Here is a 17,244-nt window from a genome sequence, read left to right as displayed (position 1 = left end):
ATGGGCGTGCCGCGGAGGCCGGCCTGCCGCACCTCGTCGAGCGGCGATGCGGCACCCGCGACGCGCAGGCGTGTGACGGCGGTGAACTCGGCGAGGTGCCACGGCGTGATGCCGCGCGAATCGAGTCGGCGGGCACCGCCCGGCGACGCGAGGTCGATGACGGCGTCGCCGCGGACGATCGCGGTGATCGGGTCGCCCGACTCCGGCCACCAGACCAGCGCGAAGTGCTCGACGCCGCCCGCACCCATCGGGATGCCGGCCACGAGCTCCTCGAGCTCGAGCGGGTCGCGGCCCGCGCACTCGGCGAGCCGCGTCAGGACCCGGTCCGGCGCAGGCGCCCCGACCGCCGCGATGAAGCGGGAGCCCACGACGACGTCCCACTCCGGGGAACCGGGCTCGTCCCGGCGGCGCACCGCACCATCGACCATGGGGTCCAGTCTGGCATCGAGCGGCCGGTTCAGCCGATGAAGCTCATGACGTGCTTCAGGCGCGTGTAGTCCTCGAATCCGTACTGCGAGAGGTCCTTGCCGTACCCGGAGTGCTTGAATCCGCCGTGCGGCATGTCGGAGACGAACGGGATGTGGGTGTTGATCCACACGCAGCCGAAGTCGAGGTGCTTGGCGAACCGCATGGCCCGACCGTGGTCGCGCGTCCACACGGACGCCGCGAGCGCGTAGTCGACGCCGTTCGCCATGGCGAGCGCATCGCGCTCCTCCCGGAACGCCTGCACGGTCAGCACCGGCCCGAAGATCTCGCGCTGCACGGCCTCGTCGTCCTGGCGCAGGCCGGTGACGACGGTGGCCTCCCAGAAGTAGCCGCGATCCCCCTGGCGCCGGCCGCCGACGGCGAGGTCGGCGTGGTCCGGCAGGCGGTCGATGAACCCGGAGACGTTGGCGAGCTGGGTGGGGTTGTTGAGCGGCCCGTAGAACACGCCGTCCTCTCGGGGCCCGCCGGTGCGTGCGCTCGTGCGGATGCGCTCGACGAGGGCCGCGACGAGCTCGTCGTGCACGGACTCGTGCACCAGCACTCGGGTCGCCGCCGTGCAGTCCTGTCCGGCGTTGAAGTACGCGGCCGACACGATTCCCTCGGCGGCCGACTGGAGGTCGACGTCGTCGAACACGATCGCGGGCGCCTTGCCGCCGAGTTCGAGGTGGACGCGCTTGAGGTCGGATGCCGCGGCACGTGCGACCTCCATGCCGGCGCGGACCGAGCCGGTGATGGCGACCATCTCGGGGGTCGCGTGCTGGAGCAGGGCCGCACCGGTGGCGCGGTCGCCGGTCACGACGTTGAGCACTCCGGCCGGAAGGAACTCGGCGGCGACCTCGGCGAGCTTCAGCGTCGCGAGCGGGGTGGTGTCCGAGGGCTTCAGGACGACGGTGTTCCCGGCCGCGATCGCGGGTGCGATCTTCCACACGGCCATGTTCAGCGGGTAGTTCCACGGCGCCACCTGGCCGATCACGCCGATCGGCTCGCGACGGACGAACGAGGTGTGGTCGGCGAGGTACTCGGCGGCCGCTCGGCCCTCGAGGTTCCGGGCCGCGCCGCCGAAGAACCGGAGCTGGTCGACCGACTGCAGGATCTCGTCGGCGACCAGGGTCGCTCGAGGCTTGCCGGTGTCCTGGGACTCGAGGTCGGCGAACTCCTCCGCGCGTTCCTCCATCGCATCGGCGATGCGGAACAGCGCCAGCTGGCGCTCGGCCGGCGTCGTCTCGCCCCACTGCTCGAACGCGGACGATGCGGCGGCGTAGGCGGCGTCGATGTCGGCAGCGGTCGAGATCGGCGCGCTCGCGTAGACCTCCTCGGTCGCGGGGTCGACGAGGTCGAGGGTCTCATCGGTGCGCGCGTCGACGTAGGCGCCGCCGATGAAGTTGCGCAGGAGCTCGGTCACGGGATTTCCTCCGTCGGATGTCGTGTGCGACCGCTCCGCCGGTTCGAGGGCGCGCCTCGAGGGCGCGCCGGCGAGGTCGGGAGCGGGTGCCGACCATGCTCGCACAGGACCGGTCCGAAGGGAAGCGTTCAGACGATGGAATCCGTCGCGATCACCTGCAGAATCGACGGAATCGCTTGTGATTCGATACGAGCACTGTCATGATCGAACGCATGACGAACGGGAACCGCCCGACGAACCACCGGCCGGTGCAGCTCGACGACGTCTCCAAGGCGATCATCGAACAGCTCCAGGCCGACGGTCGGCGTTCCTACGCGGACATCGGCAAGGCGGTGGGACTCAGCGAGGCGGCCGTACGCCAGCGTGTCCAGCGCCTCACCGAGGCCGGCGTGATGCAGATCGTGGCCGTGACCGACCCCATGCAGCTCGGCTTCACCCGCCAGGCGATGATCGGCATCCGCGCCACCGGCGACACCCGCGTGCTCGCAGAGGAGCTCGCGGCCATCCCCGAGATCGACTACGTGGTGCTCACCGCGGGCAGCTTCGACCTGCTGGCCGAGGTGGTCTGCGAGGACGACGACCAGCTCATCACGCTGCTCAACTCGCGCATCCGCAACCTCGACGGGGTCCAGACCACGGAGACGTTCGTCTACCTGAAGCTGCAGAAGCAGTTCTACAACTGGGGCACCCGCTGACTGCGGCGTCGCCCGGAAGGAGATCCCGATGACCACCCTCGACGCGCCTGCGCAACTCGGCACCGCCGGCTTCGACGACGCCGCGCTGCAGCAGAAGGCGAAGGACCATCTCTGGATGCACTTCGCGCGCCAGTCCACGATGGAGGAGCACGGCGTGCCCATCATCACGCGCGGCGAGGGCCACCACGTGTTCGACGCCCAGGGCAGGAAGTACTTCGACGGACTGTCGGGCCTCTTCGTCGTGAACGCCGGACACGGGCGTCGCCGCCTGGCCGAGGTCGCCGCCAAGCAGGCGGAGGAGCTCGCGTTCTTCCCGATCTGGTCCTACGCCCACCCCGCGGCGATCGAACTCGCGGACCGCCTCGCCGACTACGCGCCGGGCGACCTCAACCGGGTGTTCTTCTCCACCGGCGGCGGCGAGGCCGTCGAGACGGCGTTCAAGCTCGCGAAGTACTACTGGAAGCTCCGCGGCATCCCGACCAAGCACAAGGTCATCTCGCGCTCGGTCGCCTACCACGGCACGCCGCAGGGCGCCCTCGCGATCACGGGCATCCCCGCCATGAAGCAGATGTTCGAGCCGATCACGCCCGGCGGGTTCCGCGTGCCGAACACCAACTTCTACCGCGCGGCGGAGATGGGCGGACCGGCGGACGACCTCGAGGCGTTCGGCCTCTGGGCGGCGGACCGCATCGAGGAGATGATCCTCTTCGAGGGTCCCGAGACGGTCGCAGCGGTCTTCCTCGAGCCGATCCAGAACTCCGGCGGATGCTTCCCGCCGCCTCCCGGCTACTTCCAGCGGGTGCGCGAGATCTGCGACAAGTACGACGTGCTCATGGTCTCCGACGAGGTCATCGCGGCGTTCGGACGCATCGGCCACATGTTCGCGTGCGACGCGTACGGCTACGTCCCCGACATGATCACGTGCGCGAAGGCGATGACCTCGGGTTACTCCCCCATCGGCGCGACGATCGTCTCGGAGAAGATCTACGAGCCCTTCAAGACGGGGACGACGAGCTTCTACCACGGGTACACCTTCGGTGGTCACCCGGTCTCGGCGGCCGTCGCACTCGAGAACCTGGACATCTTCGAGGAGGAGCGGCTCAACGAGCGCGTGCGCGAGAACTCGCCGCTGTTCCGCGCGGAGCTCGAGAAGCTCCTCGACATCCCGATCGTCGGCGATGTCCGTGGCGACGGGTACTTCTTCGGCATCGAGCTCGTCAAGGACAAGGCCACGCGCGAGACCTTCGACGACGACGAGTCGGAGCGGCTGCTCCGCGGGTTCCTCTCCAAGGCGCTCTTCGACGCGGGCCTGTACTGCCGTGCCGACGACCGCGGCGACCCCGTCATCCAGCTCGCACCTCCGCTGACGATCGGCCCGGCCGAGTTCCGCGAGATCGAGCAGATCCTTCGCGGCGTGCTCACCGAGGCGGCGAACCGCCTCTGACGCTCCGCGCCGCGGCGACGGATGTCGTGAGCGAGCCGCCCCGATGAAGCGCCCGGACCCCTGGGGTCCGGGCGCTTCATCGTCCCGTCGGTCGCGCCCCCGCGTTCCCGCGCTGCACGGCGTCGACCGAGGTCGGGCCGGGCCCGGGAACGGGGGCCGAGAACGCCCACTCGGGAAGCTCGCCGAGGGCGAGGAAGCGATGCAGGAGCCCGGCCATCGTGTGGTCGGGAGTCTCCGCGAGCGCGATGTCGATGAACGCGCCCGCCGCGGATCCACGACCGAGCGCCCATGAGAGCCAGGCCGCGATGCAGAGCGCACCGGTGCGGCGGCCGGTCGGGGCGTTGGCGATGGCGGTGGCCAGGACGTCGAGTACCGCATGCACCCGATCCGCATCGGGTCGGATCGTCGAACGACCGAGCATGAGCCTCGACAGGACGCCGTCTCCGCACTCCTTTCCGTCCGCGCCCGGCGCGTCCGGCGCGGCACCGCCGACCGATTCGTGGACGGGCGCCACCCGTGGGTGCCGGCACGCCTCGTCCGCAGAGTCCAGCGCGAGTTCCCCGACGACCGGCCCGAATGCCGCCTGGAGCATGATCGCATCGCGGATGGCCGGCTGCGCGGCGAGCTCGAGGAGCCAGGCGAGCTCCTCGGCAGTGCCGCGCCCGGGCGCAGCGACGATCCGTTCGACGAGGACGATCGGATCCACGGCGTCGCCCAGCGCGTCTTCGACACCTCGGAGCGTGGCCTCCCGCGCGGCCCCGACGAGGCCGTCCATCCCGTCGAGGAGCTCGCGGATGCGCCCGGCGAGTGCGGGTGTCGGCTCCGGGATGCGGACGAGGTCGACGGCGGAGTCGACGATGCCCGCGGCGAGCTCCGTCACCTCCCTCGATGCCGCCGAGACCGCTCCGCTCTCCTCGATGAGGCGGAGCGCCCGCCCCGTGGCGGGAAGGTGGGCGTCGAACAGCGAGCCCCAGCCGTTCGGGGCGACCGTCAGCGCGTCGCGGACGTCGAATCCGGCGCGCTCGGCACGTTCGACGACGCGTTCGAGGATGTCGCGCTGCGGTAGGCCCGCTCCGTCGAACGGCCGCTCGCCGTACGCGATGGGGACGATCCCGTCGATGCTCGGGATCCGGCAGAGCGTCCCGAGCAGCGATGCCACGACGTCGTCGGCCCGGGCGGGATCCGGCAGGTCGTACCGGAGCACCGCCGACGTGCGGTTGCCGTCGAAGGCGACGCACACGAGCGACCGTGCCGGCCGGTAGCCGGCGAGGACGGGGACGAGGGCGAGGAAGTCGTGCGCAGCGCCGGCGCGGATGATGGTCGTCATGCGGGCATCGTCGTGCGAGTGCCGGCGATGCCGCAGGCCGGTCTCCGGACCCGGTGACCCACAGGACGTCCGCGGGGATGTGGAGGACGGCTCCGGTCCGCCCGTGCGGACCTGTCCTCAACATGGACGCATTCCGTTCCGGATCCTGCGGTGTCCGATTCCCGCCAGTCGATGACGGATGCCCCGCCTATCCTCGAACCATGAACTCCCCGTATCTCATCCGTCTCGCCAGCCCGATCGGGCGGATCGAGCTCCAGGCCGACGACCGAGCGCTCACCTCGCTCGCGATCGAGCGCGACGGTGCGCTTCCGCATGACGACCTCCCGGAGCGCACGTCGCCCCTGCTCGAGTCCGCACGTGTCGAGCTCGAGGAGTACTTCGACGGCCGGCGCACGAGCTTCGACCTCCCCGTCCGGCTCGATGGCACGCCGTTTCAGCGCGCCGTGTGGGCCGAGCTCCAACGCCTCGGGTGGGGCGAGGCGACCTCCTACGGCGCCCTCGCGGCGGCCGTCGGTCGTCCGGGCTCCGCCCGCGCCATCGGCGGCGCCGTCGGCGCCAACCCGATGCCGATCATCGTCGGCTGCCACCGCGTGCTCGCGTCCGACGGTCGGATCACCGGCTACTCGGGCGGCGAGGGGATCCCGACGAAGCTCTGGCTGCTCGGGCACGAGCAGATCGGCTTCGCGGCGTGACCGGGCCCGCCCGGCCCGACGTCGTCGTCGGCGATGACGGACTGGCGCGATGCGCGTGGGGCGCCTCGGATCCCGAGTACCGCAGGTACCACGACGAGGAGTGGGGCACTCCCCAGCACGACTCCGACGTCCTGTTCGAGAAGCTCTGCCTCGAGGGCTTCCAGGCGGGTCTCTCGTGGATCACGATCCTGCGGCGGCGTCCTGCCTTCCGCGAGGTCTTCCACGGGTTCGACCCCGAGCGCGTCGCCGCCATGGACGCGGGCGACGTCGAGCGACTCCTGGGCGATGCTCGCATCATCCGCCATCGGGGCAAGATCGAGGCCACGATCTCCAACGCGCGAGCGACACTCGCCCTCGACGGCACGCTCGACGATCTGCTGTGGGGGTTCGCGCCGCCGCCGCGCCCCGAGCCGCTCGTCAGCTTCACCGAGATGCCGGCGACCACCACGGAGTCGACGGCGCTCAGCAGGCGCCTGCGCTCGCTCGGCTTCCGCTTCGTCGGACCGACCACGATGTACGCGCTCATGCAGGCGATGGGCATGGTCGACGACCACCTCGCCGGATGCCATCGCTCCGGGCAGGGTGGAGCCGGTGCGTCGAACGCCACGCCGTCAGCGTTCGCCGCCGACGGCGTCTGATCGGCGAGTGTGATCAGGCGACGAGCTCGAGCTCGACGGGTGCCGCAGTCCGCTCGGCGCCGAGCTCGAGCCGGAACCCGGCGTCGGCGCACCACTCCATCAGGTCATCGCGCGTCTCCAGGGCGGGGCGCGCTTCCAGCAGTGCACGGGTGAAGCTGCCCTTCGCCCGCTTGTTGAAGTGGTTCAGTGCCCGGCGGCGACCGCCGGAATCGACGGACACGACGCGGAGGAACACCGAATCGGCTCGGACGGGAGCGGGACCGAGGTCGACGTACCCCTCCGAACGGAGGTCGACGATGAGTCCGGGGTGCCCGGCGAGCACCCCGCGGATCGGTTCACGCCACTGCGCCTTCAGACGCAGGTCCGGGAGGCGCGAGTCGTGCGAGAGCCGGTAGGCCGGGATGCGATCGGCGGCCCCGACGATCCCGAACAGCGCCGAGTGCACGGCGACGTGCTCGGCGGCGTACGCGCGGGCCGCAGGATCGAGGCTCGCGGCGTCGAGGGCGTCGTACAGCACGCCGGTGTACCGGTCGAGCGCGGGCATGGTGGGCGAGGTCCACAGCTGACGGTTGCGATCGACCTCGGCGGCCTGCCGTGGGCCGAGCTTCAGCGCGCGCATCATCGCGTCGGCATCCGCCGCCAGCTCGGACGTCGCCGTGAGCACCCGCTGCCGCGCATCGCGGAGTGAGGGAAACGAGAGCGCGTCCAGCGACAGTGCGATCGGATCGCCTCCGTCGCGCTTGGTCTCGGAGGGCGGCAGCAGGAGGAGCACTACTCGGCGATGAAGGCCAGCGCGGCCTCGACGTTCACGCCGAGCGCCTCCACGCTGTCGATGGTCACCCGAGGGAGGGCGGAGGACGGGCCCGTCCACGGCGCATACCCGTCGAGGCTCTGCTCGACGGCACGCCAGGTGGTCTCATCGAGGTGCGGAAGGTTGCGCTCGCGCTTCTCGAGTCGCTGCTTGTGCACGGATGCGTCGGAGCAGACGACCTCGATGACGCGGAGGGGCACCTCGGCGCGCTCAGCCAGGTCCCGCCACTGCAGACGTGCCGACTCGGCCGCGTTCACGGCATCGACGATCACGGTGCGGCCGGAATCGAGTTCCTTCTCCGCGATCTGCTCTGCGACCAGGTAGGCGGCCAGTCCCGTCGGCTGGTCGGCGTCGATGCCCGCCCGCAGGATCGCGGACTCGATCGGATCGACGGACACGACCGTGGCGCCGAGGCGGGCGCCGACGATCTCACCGATCGTCGACTTGCCCGCTCCCGGCAGCCCGGCCATGACGATCAGCTGCGTGACGCTCAGGTCACCGAACTGACGGTCGAACGACTGCTCCCCCTGCATCCGCGCTCCCTCAGGCGAGGGCGGCGCGCGACGCGACGACCTGCACCGCGTCGGACTGCACCGAGAGGAACCCGTCCTCCGCGGTCGCGGTGATCTTCTCGCCGCCGGGCAGGGTGACGCGCACCTCGCCGCCGGCGAGGATCGCGAGCATCGGCTCGTGACCCGGCAGGATGCCGATCTCGCCTTCGACGGTGCGCGCCACCACCATGCTCGCCTCGCCCGCCCAGACTTCCTGGTCGGCCGCGACGACGCTCACGTTGAGGGCGGCCATGGTCAGCCGTTCTCCTTCTGGATCTGCGCCCACTTCTCCTCGACGTCGGAGATCGGGCCGACGTTGAAGAACGCCTGCTCGGCGACGTGGTCGAAGTCACCACGGGCGATCGCGTCGAACGACTCGATGGTGTCCTTGAGCGGAACCGTCGAACCCTCGACACCCGTGAACTTCTTCGCCATGTAGGTGTTCTGCGAGAGGAACTGCTGGATGCGGCGCGCGCGCGACACCGTGATCTTGTCCTCCTCGGAGAGCTCGTCGACACCGAGGATCGCGATGATCTCCTGCAGCTCCTTGTTCTTCTGGAGGATCTGCTTGACGGTCGTCGCCACGCGGTAGTGGTCCTCGCCCAGGTACCGGGGGTCGAGGATGCGCGACGTCGAGGTCAGCGGGTCGACCGCGGGGTAGAGACCCTTCGACGCGATCTCGCGCGAGAGCTCGGTCGTCGCATCGAGGTGCGCGAACGTCGTCGCCGGCGCGGGGTCGGTGTAGTCGTCGGCAGGGACGTAGATCGCCTGGAGCGAGGTGATCGAGTGACCGCGCGTCGAGGTGATGCGCTCCTGCAGGACGCCCATCTCGTCGGCCAGGTTGGGCTGGTAGCCCACCGCCGACGGCATGCGACCGAGCAGCGTCGACACCTCGGAACCCGCCTGCGTGAAGCGGAAGATGTTGTCGATGAAGAGGAGCACGTCCTGCTTCTGCACGTCGCGGAAGTACTCCGCCATGGTCAGCGCCGAGAGGGCGACGCGCAGACGCGTCCCCGGGGGCTCGTCCATCTGCCCGAAGACGAGGGCGGTCTTGTCGAAGACGCCCGCCTCCTCCATCTCGTGGATGAGGTCGTTGCCTTCACGCGTCCGCTCGCCGACGCCGGCGAACACCGAAACGCCGCCGTGGTCCTGCGCGACGCGCTGGATCATCTCCTGGATGAGGACCGTCTTGCCGACGCCCGCACCGCCGAACAGGCCGATCTTGCCGCCCTGCACGTACGGGGTGAGGAGGTCGATGACCTTGATGCCGGTCTCGAAGAGCTGGGTCTTGGACTCGAGCTGGTCGAAGCTCGGCGGCTTGCGGTGGATCGGCCAGCGCTCGGTGATCTCGATCGTCTCGCCGGGCTCGCCGTTCAGCACCTCGCCGATCACGTTGAAGACCTTGCCCTTGGTCACGTCGCCGACGGGCACGGAGATCGGCGCACCGGTGTCGTGCACCTCCTGGCCGCGGACGAGGCCATCGGTCGGCTTCAGGGCGATGGCACGGACGACGTCGTCGCCGAGGTGCTGGGCGACCTCGAGCGTCAGCTTCGTCGTGTCCTCGCCGATCGTGATGGTCGTCGTGAGGGCGTTGTAGATCTCGGGGATCGAGTCGTGCGGGAACTCGATGTCGACGACGGGGCCGGTCACGCGGGCGATGCGGCCCACGGCGCCCGTCTTGTCCTGGACTGGCGCGGTTGCGGTGTCAGTCATGTTCTCTTCCTTCTGGCTGAATCTTGGCTACTTCGAGGAGGAGAGCGCGTCCGCTCCACCCACGATTTCTGCGATCTGCTGCGTGATCTCGGACTGGCGGGCCTCGTTGGCCAGTCGCGTGTAGTCCGTGATCAGCTTGTCGGCGTTGTCGGTGGCCGACTTCATCGCCTTCTGCGTGGCCGCGTGCTTCGCGGCGGCCGACTGCAGCATGGCGTTGAAGATGCGGCTCTCGATGTACACCGGGAGCAGTCCGTCGAGGACGGTCTCGGCGTCGGGCTCGAACTCGTAGAGGGGGAAGACCTCCACCTTGCCCGAGGGCGCGGCCTCCTCCTCCGCCTCGACGACCTCGAGCGGCAGCAGTCGCGTGACGACCGGAACCTGCGTGATGCGGCTGACGAACCGGTTGTAGACGATGTGGATCTCGTCGACGCCCCCGTCGGCGCTGTCGCGGAGGAAGGCCTCGAGGACGGCGTCCGCGACCTCCTTGGCCGTGTCGAACTCGGGGTTGTCGGTGCCGCCGATCCAGCTGCGCTCGTAGTCGCGGCGGCGGAACGAGAAGTACCCGACCGACTTGCGGCCGATGAGGAAGTACACGACCTCCTTGCCCTGGCTGCGGAGGAGCTCGGCGAGCTCCTCCGACTCACGCAGGACCTGCGAGTTGAACGCACCCGCGAGACCGCGATCCGAGGTGAAGATCACGATCGCGGCGCGGTCGACCCGCTCGGGCTCGGTCGTGAGCACGTGCGAGACGTTCGAGTAGCTCGCCACCGCGGACACCGCGCGCGTGATCGCGTCGGAATACGGCGTCGACGCGGCGACGCGCGCCTGCGCCTTCTGGATCCGCGAAGCGGAGATGAGCTCCATCGCTCGCGTGATCTTCTTGGTCGTCTGCGCCGACTTGATCTTCTGGCGGTAGACCCGAAGCTGCGCTCCCATGTTTCTCCTGTGTCCTGGCTTCCTGTTCCTGAGGCTCTCGGTGCGGCCGATGGCCCGTCCCCGAGAGCCTCAGGGACGGCGGAAACGACTAGCGACGACCCTTGACGATCTTCTCCTGGCCGACCTCTTCCTCGTCGATCGCCTCGAACTTCTCGCTGCCGACCGAGGCGAGCGGCTTGCCCTCGCCGGTCTGGAACTCGAGCTTGAAGTTGTCGACCTCGGACTCGAGGGTCGCGACCGTCTCGTCGGAGAGGACGTTGGACTCGCGGAGGTCCGAGAGCACCGACGTGTTGCGGCCGAGGTAGTCGAGGAACTCGCGCTCGAAGCGCAGGATGTCCTCGACGGGGACCTCGTCGAGCTTGCCGTTGGTGCCGGCCCAGATCGAGACGACCTGCTCCTCCACCGGGTACGGCGAGTACTGCGGCTGCTTGAGCAGCTCGGTCAGGCGCGCGCCGCGCTCGAGCTGGCGGCGGCTGGCCGCATCGAGGTCGGATGCGAACATCGCGAACGCCTCGAGCGAGCGGTACTGCGCCAGCTCGAGCTTCAGCGTGCCCGAGACCTTCTTGATCGACTTGACCTGCGCGTCGCCGCCGACTCGGGAGACCGAGATGCCGACGTCGACCGCCGGACGCTGGTTCGAGTTGAACAGGTCGGACTGGAGGAAGATCTGGCCGTCGGTGATCGAGATCACGTTGGTCGGGATGTAGGCCGAGACGTCGTTGGCCTTGGTCTCGATGATCGGAAGACCGGTCATCGAGCCGGCGCCCAGCTCGTCCGAGAGCTTGGCGCAGCGCTCGAGCAGGCGGGAGTGCAGGTAGAAGACGTCACCCGGGTACGCCTCGCGGCCCGGCGGGCGGCGGAGGAGCAGCGACACGGCGCGGTAGGCCTCGGCCTGCTTCGACAGGTCGTCGAAGATGATCAGGACGTGCTTGCCGGCGTACATCCAGTGCTGGCCGATGGCCGAGCCGGTGTACGGGGCGAGGTACTTGAAGCCGGCCGGGTCCGAGGCGGGGGCCGCGACGATGGTCGTGTACTCCATCGCGCCGGCGTCCTCGAGGGCGCCCTTGACCGAGGCGATGGTCGAGCCCTTCTGGCCGATCGCGACGTAGATGCAGCGGACCTGCTTGGTCGGGTCGCCCGACTCCCAGTTCGCCTTCTGGTTGATGATCGTGTCGATCGCGATCGCGGTCTTGCCGGTCTGGCGGTCGCCGATGATGAGCTGGCGCTGGCCGCGGCCGACCGGGATCATCGCGTCGATCGCCTTGATGCCGGTCTGCAGCGGCTCGTGCACCGACTTGCGCTGCATGACGCCCGGCGCCTGGAGCTCGAGCGCGCGGCGACCGTCGGTCGCGATCTCGCCGAGACCGTCGATCGGTGCGCCGAGGGGGTCGACGACACGGCCGAGGTAGCCCTCGCCCACGGGCACCGAGAGCACCTCGCCCGTGCGGGTCACCTCCATGCCCTCCTCGATGCCGGTGAACTCGCCGAGCACGACGACACCGATCTCGTCCTCGTCGAGGTTCAGCGCGAGGCCGAGCGTGCCGTCCGCGAAGCGGATGAGCTCGTTCGCCATGACCGAGGGCAGGCCCTCGACGTGGGCGATGCCGTCGGCCGCGTCGGTCACGTACCCGACCTCGGTCTTCTGCGCCGCGCCCGGCTCGTAGTCGCGGGCGAACTCCGAGAGAGCCGAACGGATCTCGTCGGGGCTGATGGAGAGTTCTGCCATTGCCATTTCCTTTTCTGAAGGGCCAGGCCCTGTTCTGTACCGCTTGTACAGCTACTGATGTGTCGCGGCGCAGCACGCCGGTCGTTGTCGGCCGGCGTCAGCCGGCGAGCTTCTGCCTCAAGTCGCTGAGGCGGCTGGCGACGCTGCCGTCGATGACGTCGTCGCCGATCTGCACCCGGACGCCGCCGAGGACGGCGGGGTCCACGATGGCGTCGAAGCGGATGCGGCGGCCGGCCTGGGCCCCGAGCGTGCGCTCGAGGCGGGCGATCTGGTCGTCGTTCAAGGGTGCGGCCGAGGTCACCGTGGCGACGTCGAATCCGCGCTGGTCGGCGAGGACGGATGCCGCGTGGCGCAGCATCTCTCCGATTCGACGGCCACGGGGGGACTGCACGAGGTGACGGACGATCAGCGTCGTCGCCGGTGCCGCCTTCGAGCCGAGCAGCCGCTCGACGAGCGCGACCTTCGCCTCGGGGGAACCGAGCTTGGACCCGAGGGCCAGTTCGAGCTCGGCGTCGGACGCGACCGTGCGCTGGAACGCGTACAGCTCGCCGTCGACCTCCACCTCACCCGCGGCGTCCGCGGCCACCCGGAAGCCGAGCTCCTCGAGTCCGTCGAGGAAGTCGGCTGCGGAGGACCACCGCTGCGACGCCGCGCTCACGAGCAACGACGCCGTGGCCGGAGCCACCCTGCCGCCGAAGACCCGCTGCACGAGCTCGGTCTTCTGGGCCAGGTCGGCCTCGTTGTCGGTGAGGGCGGTCCGCAGCTGCGGCGTGGCCGCGATCACCCGGGTCGCGGCGAGGAGGTCGCCGGCCACCGGGAGCTCGGCCCGGCCGAGCGCCGCGAGCTCGGCTCGCGTGCCGGCCAGGGCCTCTCTCGTTGCGCTGCCCATGGACTACTTCTTCCCCCCTGCGGCGGCCTGCTCGGACGCCTCGAGGTCGGCGAGGAAGCGGTCGACGACGGCCTTGGCCTTGGCATCGTCGGAGAGCGACTCGCCGACGACGCCCGATGCGAGGTCGATGGCGATGGTGCCCACCTCGGATCGCAGCGACACCAGGGCCGACTGGCGCTCGGCCTCGATCTGCGCCTGCGCGCTCGCGTTGATGCGGGCGACCTCGGTCGACGCCTGCTCCTTGGCCTCGGCGACGATCTTCTTGCCGTCCTCGCGGGCGGTCTCTCGGATCTTGCCCGCTTCGGCGCGCGCGTCGGCGAGCTGGGCGGTGTACTCCTCGAGGGCGGCCTCGGCCTTGCGCTGGGCCTCGTCGGCCTTCGCGATGTTGCCCTCGATCGCCTCGGCGCGCTCGTCGAGCAGCTTCTGCATGCGCGGAAGCGCGTACAGCCAGAAGAAGACGAGGATGATGGCGAAGCAGACCGCCGACCAGACGATGTCGTAGGTCGCCGGAAGCACCGGGTTTTGAGTCTCGCCCTCGGTTGCAGCTCTCAGCACTGCATGAAGCACGTTGGCCTCCTCAGTTGGGACGGGACGATCAGACGAAGATGAAGTAGGTCGCGATACCGATGAAGGCGAGCGCCTCGGTGAAGGCGATACCGATCCACATCAGCACCTGCAGGCGGCCGGCGAGCTCGGGCTGACGAGCCACGCCCTCGATGGTCTTGCCGACGACGATGCCGACGCCGATGGCGGGGCCGATGGCGGCGAGGCCGTAGCCGACCGTCGCGATGTTGCCGTTGATCTCAGCGAGAACGGTGGTTGCGTCCACGTTGGGGTTTCCTTTCTTGGGGTGTGATCGGGCGGGCGCCCTGGCTCAGTGCTCCTCCGCCACCGCGAGCTGGATGTAGACCGCGGTGAGGAGCGTGAAGACGTAGGCCTGCAGGACGGCGACGAGGATCTCGAACAGCGTGAACACGAAGCCGAAGGCCAGCGTTCCGACGCCGAGCAGGGTGTACCAGCCGCCGAGGTTGAAGATGAAGAACTGCGTCGCCGCGAAGAAGAGCACGAGCAGGAGGTGGCCGACGATCATGTTCATCATGAGTCGCAGCGTCAGCGTGACGGGGCGGATGACGAACGTCGAGATGAGCTCGATCGGCGTGACGATGATGTACACCGGCCACGGCACGCCCGAGGGGAAGAGCGAGTTCTTGAAGAAGTTCTTGGGGCTCTGCTTGATGCCGGCATAGATGAACGTGACGTACGACACGATCGCGAGCACGAGCGGGACGCCGATGACCGACGTGCCCGCGATGTTCAGGCCCGGGATGATGCCGGTGATGTTCATGAACAGCACCATGAAGAAGATGGACGTCAGGATCGGCAGGAACCGCTTGCCGTCCTTCTTGCCGAGCAGGTCGTCGGCCACGCCGACGCGGATGAAGTCCAGGCCCATCTCGACGATGCTCTGGAATCGGCCCGGGACGATGCGCATGCTTCGCGTGCCGAGCCAGAAGATCAGCAGCAGCGCCGCGACCGCGATGAAGCGGACGAGCATGATGCGGTTGATCTCGAAGGGCGTGCCCTCGAAGAGGAGGGCGCCGGGGAAGAACTCCTCGATCGACGGCCCGTGGAATTCACCATCATCGGTTGAAATCGGAACCAGCAGGTTCACAGCGTTCGCTAGCAGCGCTATCTCCTGTTTCGGGGCGTGGAGCTGGGCTCTCGCGTCGACGAACATGGAAACGGTTCGTGCCCATGCCTGAGCAGGGCGGAACCGTGGGGGATCGCCCCTACTGTAGCAAGACTTCGGCGCTCCGCCGAATCGCCACACGTCGTAGAAGTCGCCGCCGACCGGCCAGCATGCCGATCGGCGCATGCCACGACGGATGCCACGACGCGTGCCACCGCGGATGCAGCGCCGCCACGCTCCCCCACGGCCCCGCTCCGGACGTGAGCCCGCCCCCGGGAACGCGGCGCGGTACGGACCCCCGGAACGCGGAACGCCGCCCCGCGGGGCGGCGTTCCGGTCAGTCGTCGGACGGCGGTGGCGGCAGTTGCGCGTCGCTCGCGTACGGCAGCCGGGAGCGCGCCACGACGAGGACGTCGACCACGAGCGAGCCGATCACGCCCGCCACGATCGACAGGAAGAGCACGACGGGGTCGAGCCAGTCCACACCGCGCAGCAGCACCACGAGCACGATGAACACGATGAACTTCAGGAGCCATCCTCCGAGCACGATGCCGAAGAAGGCGCCGACGAACAGGTCGGAGCCTGCGAAGCGGTTGGCGAGGAGGATGCTCGCCCCGGTGATCCCCATGAACGCCACGGCGAGGAGCGTGCCGAGCAGCGCGCTCACGAGCCCCTCGGTGCCTGCGAACGCGAAACCGAGGATGCCGCCGACGACGGCGATGGCGGCGGCGATCGCACCGCCCCAGAAGAGGGCGCGGCGCAGGACCGGGTTGGAGGTCGGCGTGCGGTCTGCGGGGTCGCGTGGTGCGGTGGTCATCGGGCTCCTGTGGGGTGGTCGCCCTGGGCTGGGCGATCGGGGACGGGTCGGGGGTCGGCGTCGTTGCGGGGGTCCGTCGCGGCGAGCTCGTCGAAGCCGGACGTCGAGGTGATGCCCGCGGCATCCGCCTCTGCCGCCACGGTCTGGCGCTTGCGCCGGCCGAGGGGCGCCAGGGTGAGTGCGGCCAGGACCACGAAGCCGACGCCGATGAACAGGAACGCCCAGCCCGAGTCCACGCCGAAGTAGACGGGCAGCACGAAGGCGAGGAGGCACCCGAACGAGGCCACCGCGGTCCAGCCGTAGAAGATGAGCACCGCGTGCAGGTGGGAGTGACCCATGTCGAGCAGGCGGTGGTGCAGGTGCTTCCGGTCGGCGGCGAACGGCGACTTGCCCGCGCGCAGGCGCCGGACGACCGCGAGCCCGAAGTCGAGCAGCGGGATCAGCAGCACGGCGAACGGGATGATGATGGGGATGAATGCCGGGAACAGCTCATCGGTGCCGAGCTGCGACGGGTCGACCTGCCCGGTGACCGCGATCGCCGAGGTCGCCATGAGCAGCCCCACGAGGAGCGCGCCGGCGTCGCCCATGAAGAGCTTCGCGCGGTGCCAGTTCAGCGGCAGGAAGCCGGCGCACGCGCCCACGACCACCACGGCGAGCAGCGATGCGAGGTTGAAGTAGTTGGTCGGCGAGGTCTGCTGCACGAGCAGGTACGAGTACAGGAAGAACACGCCGCTCGAGATGAGGGCGACCCCCGCCACGAGCCCGTCGAGCCCGTCGATGAAGTTGATCGCGTTCATGACCAGCACGATCGTGAAGACCGTCACCGTCGCGCTCATCCACGACGAGCCCACGGTGATGCCGCCGTCGGGTGCGCCGATCGGCAGCGAGACGATCGACACGCCCTGCCAGGCGATCACGCCGGCGGCGATGAACTGGCCGGCGAGCTTGGTCAGCCAGTCGAGGTCCCAGATGTCGTCGGCGACGCCGATCGCCACGATGAGGCCCGCCGCGAGCAGGATCGCGAGCACCTGGAACGGATCCTGGAACACGATCTGCAGGTTCGCGAAGCGGGCGATGCCGAGCGACGAGATCCAGGCCGCCGCGGCGAACCCGACGAGGATGCCGAGGAACATCGCGATGCCGCCGAGCCGCGGCGTCGGCCGGGTGTGCACGTCGCGCTCGCGGATCTTCGGGTAGAGCCGGTACTTCAGGCTCAGCTTCCAGACCACCAGCGAGCCGGCGAACGTGACGACCGCCGTGACGAGCGCGAGCAGGACGAAGAGGGTCATGACGCGGCGGGATCCGCCCGGTCGGTCGGGGCCGCCGTCGCGTCGACGGATGCCTCGGGCGCGTCGACCGGGTCCGTCGCGTCGGACGCGTCGCCCGAGTCGGGCGCGTCGCCCGCCGCCGGCGCATCGGGCGCCTCG

19 protein-coding genes are annotated in these 17,244 nt (G+C 69.5%); 4 read left to right on the top strand and 15 right to left on the bottom strand.

Annotated elements, in window-relative coordinates; translation table 11 throughout:
* On the bottom strand, window positions 1–428 hold a 428-nt coding region (locus tag ESO86_RS02775; protein WP_165307249.1), incomplete at its 3' end, for a hypothetical protein.
* Between the two features lie 29 nt (window positions 429–457).
* Window positions 458–1,888, bottom strand: coding sequence for an aminobutyraldehyde dehydrogenase (locus tag ESO86_RS02770; protein WP_129233370.1), 1,431 nt, complete (start codon window positions 1,886–1,888; stop codon window positions 458–460).
* A 212-nt stretch (window positions 1,889–2,100) separates the two neighbouring features.
* On the opposite strand from ESO86_RS02770, the gene ESO86_RS02765 reads away from it, so the two are divergent.
* Complete coding sequence (locus ESO86_RS02765) at window positions 2,101–2,583, top strand: Lrp/AsnC family transcriptional regulator (RefSeq protein ID WP_129233371.1); 483 nt, start codon at window positions 2,101–2,103, stop codon at window positions 2,581–2,583.
* A 28-nt stretch (window positions 2,584–2,611) separates the two neighbouring features.
* Entirely contained in the window at window positions 2,612–4,027 is a 1,416-nt protein-coding gene (locus ESO86_RS02760; protein WP_129233369.1) for an aspartate aminotransferase family protein, read from the top strand.
* Between the two features lie 76 nt (window positions 4,028–4,103).
* On the opposite strand, the gene ESO86_RS02755 is transcribed toward ESO86_RS02760, so the two are convergent.
* Window positions 4,104–5,354: a DUF4192 family protein gene (locus ESO86_RS02755; protein WP_129233368.1), complete on the bottom strand. Its 1,251-nt coding sequence runs from the start codon at window positions 5,352–5,354 to the stop codon at window positions 4,104–4,106.
* A gap of 200 nt (window positions 5,355–5,554) precedes the next feature.
* On the opposite strand from ESO86_RS02755, the gene ESO86_RS02750 reads away from it, so the two are divergent.
* Window positions 5,555–6,046, top strand: coding sequence for a methylated-DNA--[protein]-cysteine S-methyltransferase (locus ESO86_RS02750; protein ID WP_129233367.1), 492 nt, complete (start codon window positions 5,555–5,557; stop codon window positions 6,044–6,046).
* Complete coding sequence (locus tag ESO86_RS02745; protein WP_129233366.1) at window positions 6,043–6,684, top strand: DNA-3-methyladenine glycosylase I; 642 nt, start codon at window positions 6,043–6,045, stop codon at window positions 6,682–6,684. Before ESO86_RS02750 ends, ESO86_RS02745 begins: the two co-directional genes overlap by 4 nt.
* Window positions 6,685–6,697: 13 nt before the next feature.
* On the opposite strand, the gene ESO86_RS02740 is transcribed toward ESO86_RS02745, so the two are convergent.
* The 12 genes from ESO86_RS02740 to ESO86_RS02685 form a co-directional block, all read right to left on the bottom strand.
* Window positions 6,698–7,456: a YaaA family protein gene (locus tag ESO86_RS02740; RefSeq protein ID WP_129233365.1), complete on the bottom strand. Its 759-nt coding sequence runs from the start codon at window positions 7,454–7,456 to the stop codon at window positions 6,698–6,700.
* Window positions 7,456–8,028: a P-loop nucleotide/nucleoside kinase family protein gene (locus ESO86_RS02735; protein WP_129233364.1), complete on the bottom strand. Its 573-nt coding sequence runs from the start codon at window positions 8,026–8,028 to the stop codon at window positions 7,456–7,458. Before ESO86_RS02735 ends, ESO86_RS02740 begins: the two co-directional genes overlap by 1 nt.
* A gap of 10 nt (window positions 8,029–8,038) precedes the next feature.
* The gene (locus tag ESO86_RS02730) at window positions 8,039–8,299 is read right to left on the bottom strand and encodes a F0F1 ATP synthase subunit epsilon (protein WP_129233363.1); all 261 of its coding nucleotides are present in this window, start codon (window positions 8,297–8,299) and stop codon (window positions 8,039–8,041) included.
* A gap of 2 nt (window positions 8,300–8,301) precedes the next feature.
* Window positions 8,302–9,759 carry a F0F1 ATP synthase subunit beta gene (atpD, locus tag ESO86_RS02725; protein WP_129233362.1) on the bottom strand — a complete coding sequence of 486 codons (1,458 nt, stop codon included), beginning with the start codon at window positions 9,757–9,759 and terminating at the stop codon, window positions 8,302–8,304.
* Window positions 9,760–9,786: 27 nt separating this feature from the next.
* A complete protein-coding gene (locus ESO86_RS02720; RefSeq protein WP_129233361.1) occupies window positions 9,787–10,695 on the bottom strand; it encodes a F0F1 ATP synthase subunit gamma in 909 nt (302 codons plus the stop codon).
* An 88-nt stretch (window positions 10,696–10,783) separates the two neighbouring features.
* On the bottom strand, window positions 10,784–12,421 hold the full coding sequence (gene atpA / locus ESO86_RS02715; RefSeq protein WP_129233360.1) for a F0F1 ATP synthase subunit alpha: 1,638 nt from the start codon (window positions 12,419–12,421) through the stop codon (window positions 10,784–10,786).
* A gap of 97 nt (window positions 12,422–12,518) precedes the next feature.
* A complete protein-coding gene (locus ESO86_RS02710) occupies window positions 12,519–13,310 on the bottom strand; it encodes a F0F1 ATP synthase subunit delta (protein ID WP_129233359.1) in 792 nt (263 codons plus the stop codon).
* A 3-nt stretch (window positions 13,311–13,313) separates the two neighbouring features.
* A complete protein-coding gene (locus tag ESO86_RS02705; protein ID WP_129233358.1) occupies window positions 13,314–13,877 on the bottom strand; it encodes a F0F1 ATP synthase subunit B in 564 nt (187 codons plus the stop codon).
* Window positions 13,878–13,905: 28 nt separating this feature from the next.
* Window positions 13,906–14,139 (bottom strand): ATP synthase F0 subunit C, encoded by a 234-nt coding sequence (gene atpE, locus ESO86_RS02700; RefSeq protein ID WP_022888426.1) that lies wholly within the window; start codon window positions 14,137–14,139, stop codon window positions 13,906–13,908.
* A 45-nt stretch (window positions 14,140–14,184) separates the two neighbouring features.
* Window positions 14,185–14,982: a F0F1 ATP synthase subunit A gene (atpB, locus tag ESO86_RS02695; RefSeq protein WP_129233357.1), complete on the bottom strand. Its 798-nt coding sequence runs from the start codon at window positions 14,980–14,982 to the stop codon at window positions 14,185–14,187.
* 355 nt (window positions 14,983–15,337) lie between these two features.
* A complete protein-coding gene (locus ESO86_RS02690) occupies window positions 15,338–15,817 on the bottom strand; it encodes a Cg1360 family ATP-synthase-associated protein (RefSeq protein ID WP_129233356.1) in 480 nt (159 codons plus the stop codon).
* A complete protein-coding gene (locus tag ESO86_RS02685) occupies window positions 15,814–17,106 on the bottom strand; it encodes an MraY family glycosyltransferase (RefSeq protein WP_129233355.1) in 1,293 nt (430 codons plus the stop codon). The genes ESO86_RS02690 and ESO86_RS02685 overlap by 4 nt, the downstream gene beginning before the upstream one ends.
* Window positions 17,107–17,244: the final 138 nt, after the last annotated feature.

The organism is Agromyces binzhouensis, assembly GCF_004135055.1.
Taxonomy (GTDB): domain Bacteria; phylum Actinomycetota; class Actinomycetes; order Actinomycetales; family Microbacteriaceae; genus Agromyces; species Agromyces binzhouensis.
This window is presented reverse-complemented; position numbering and strand designations above follow the sequence as displayed.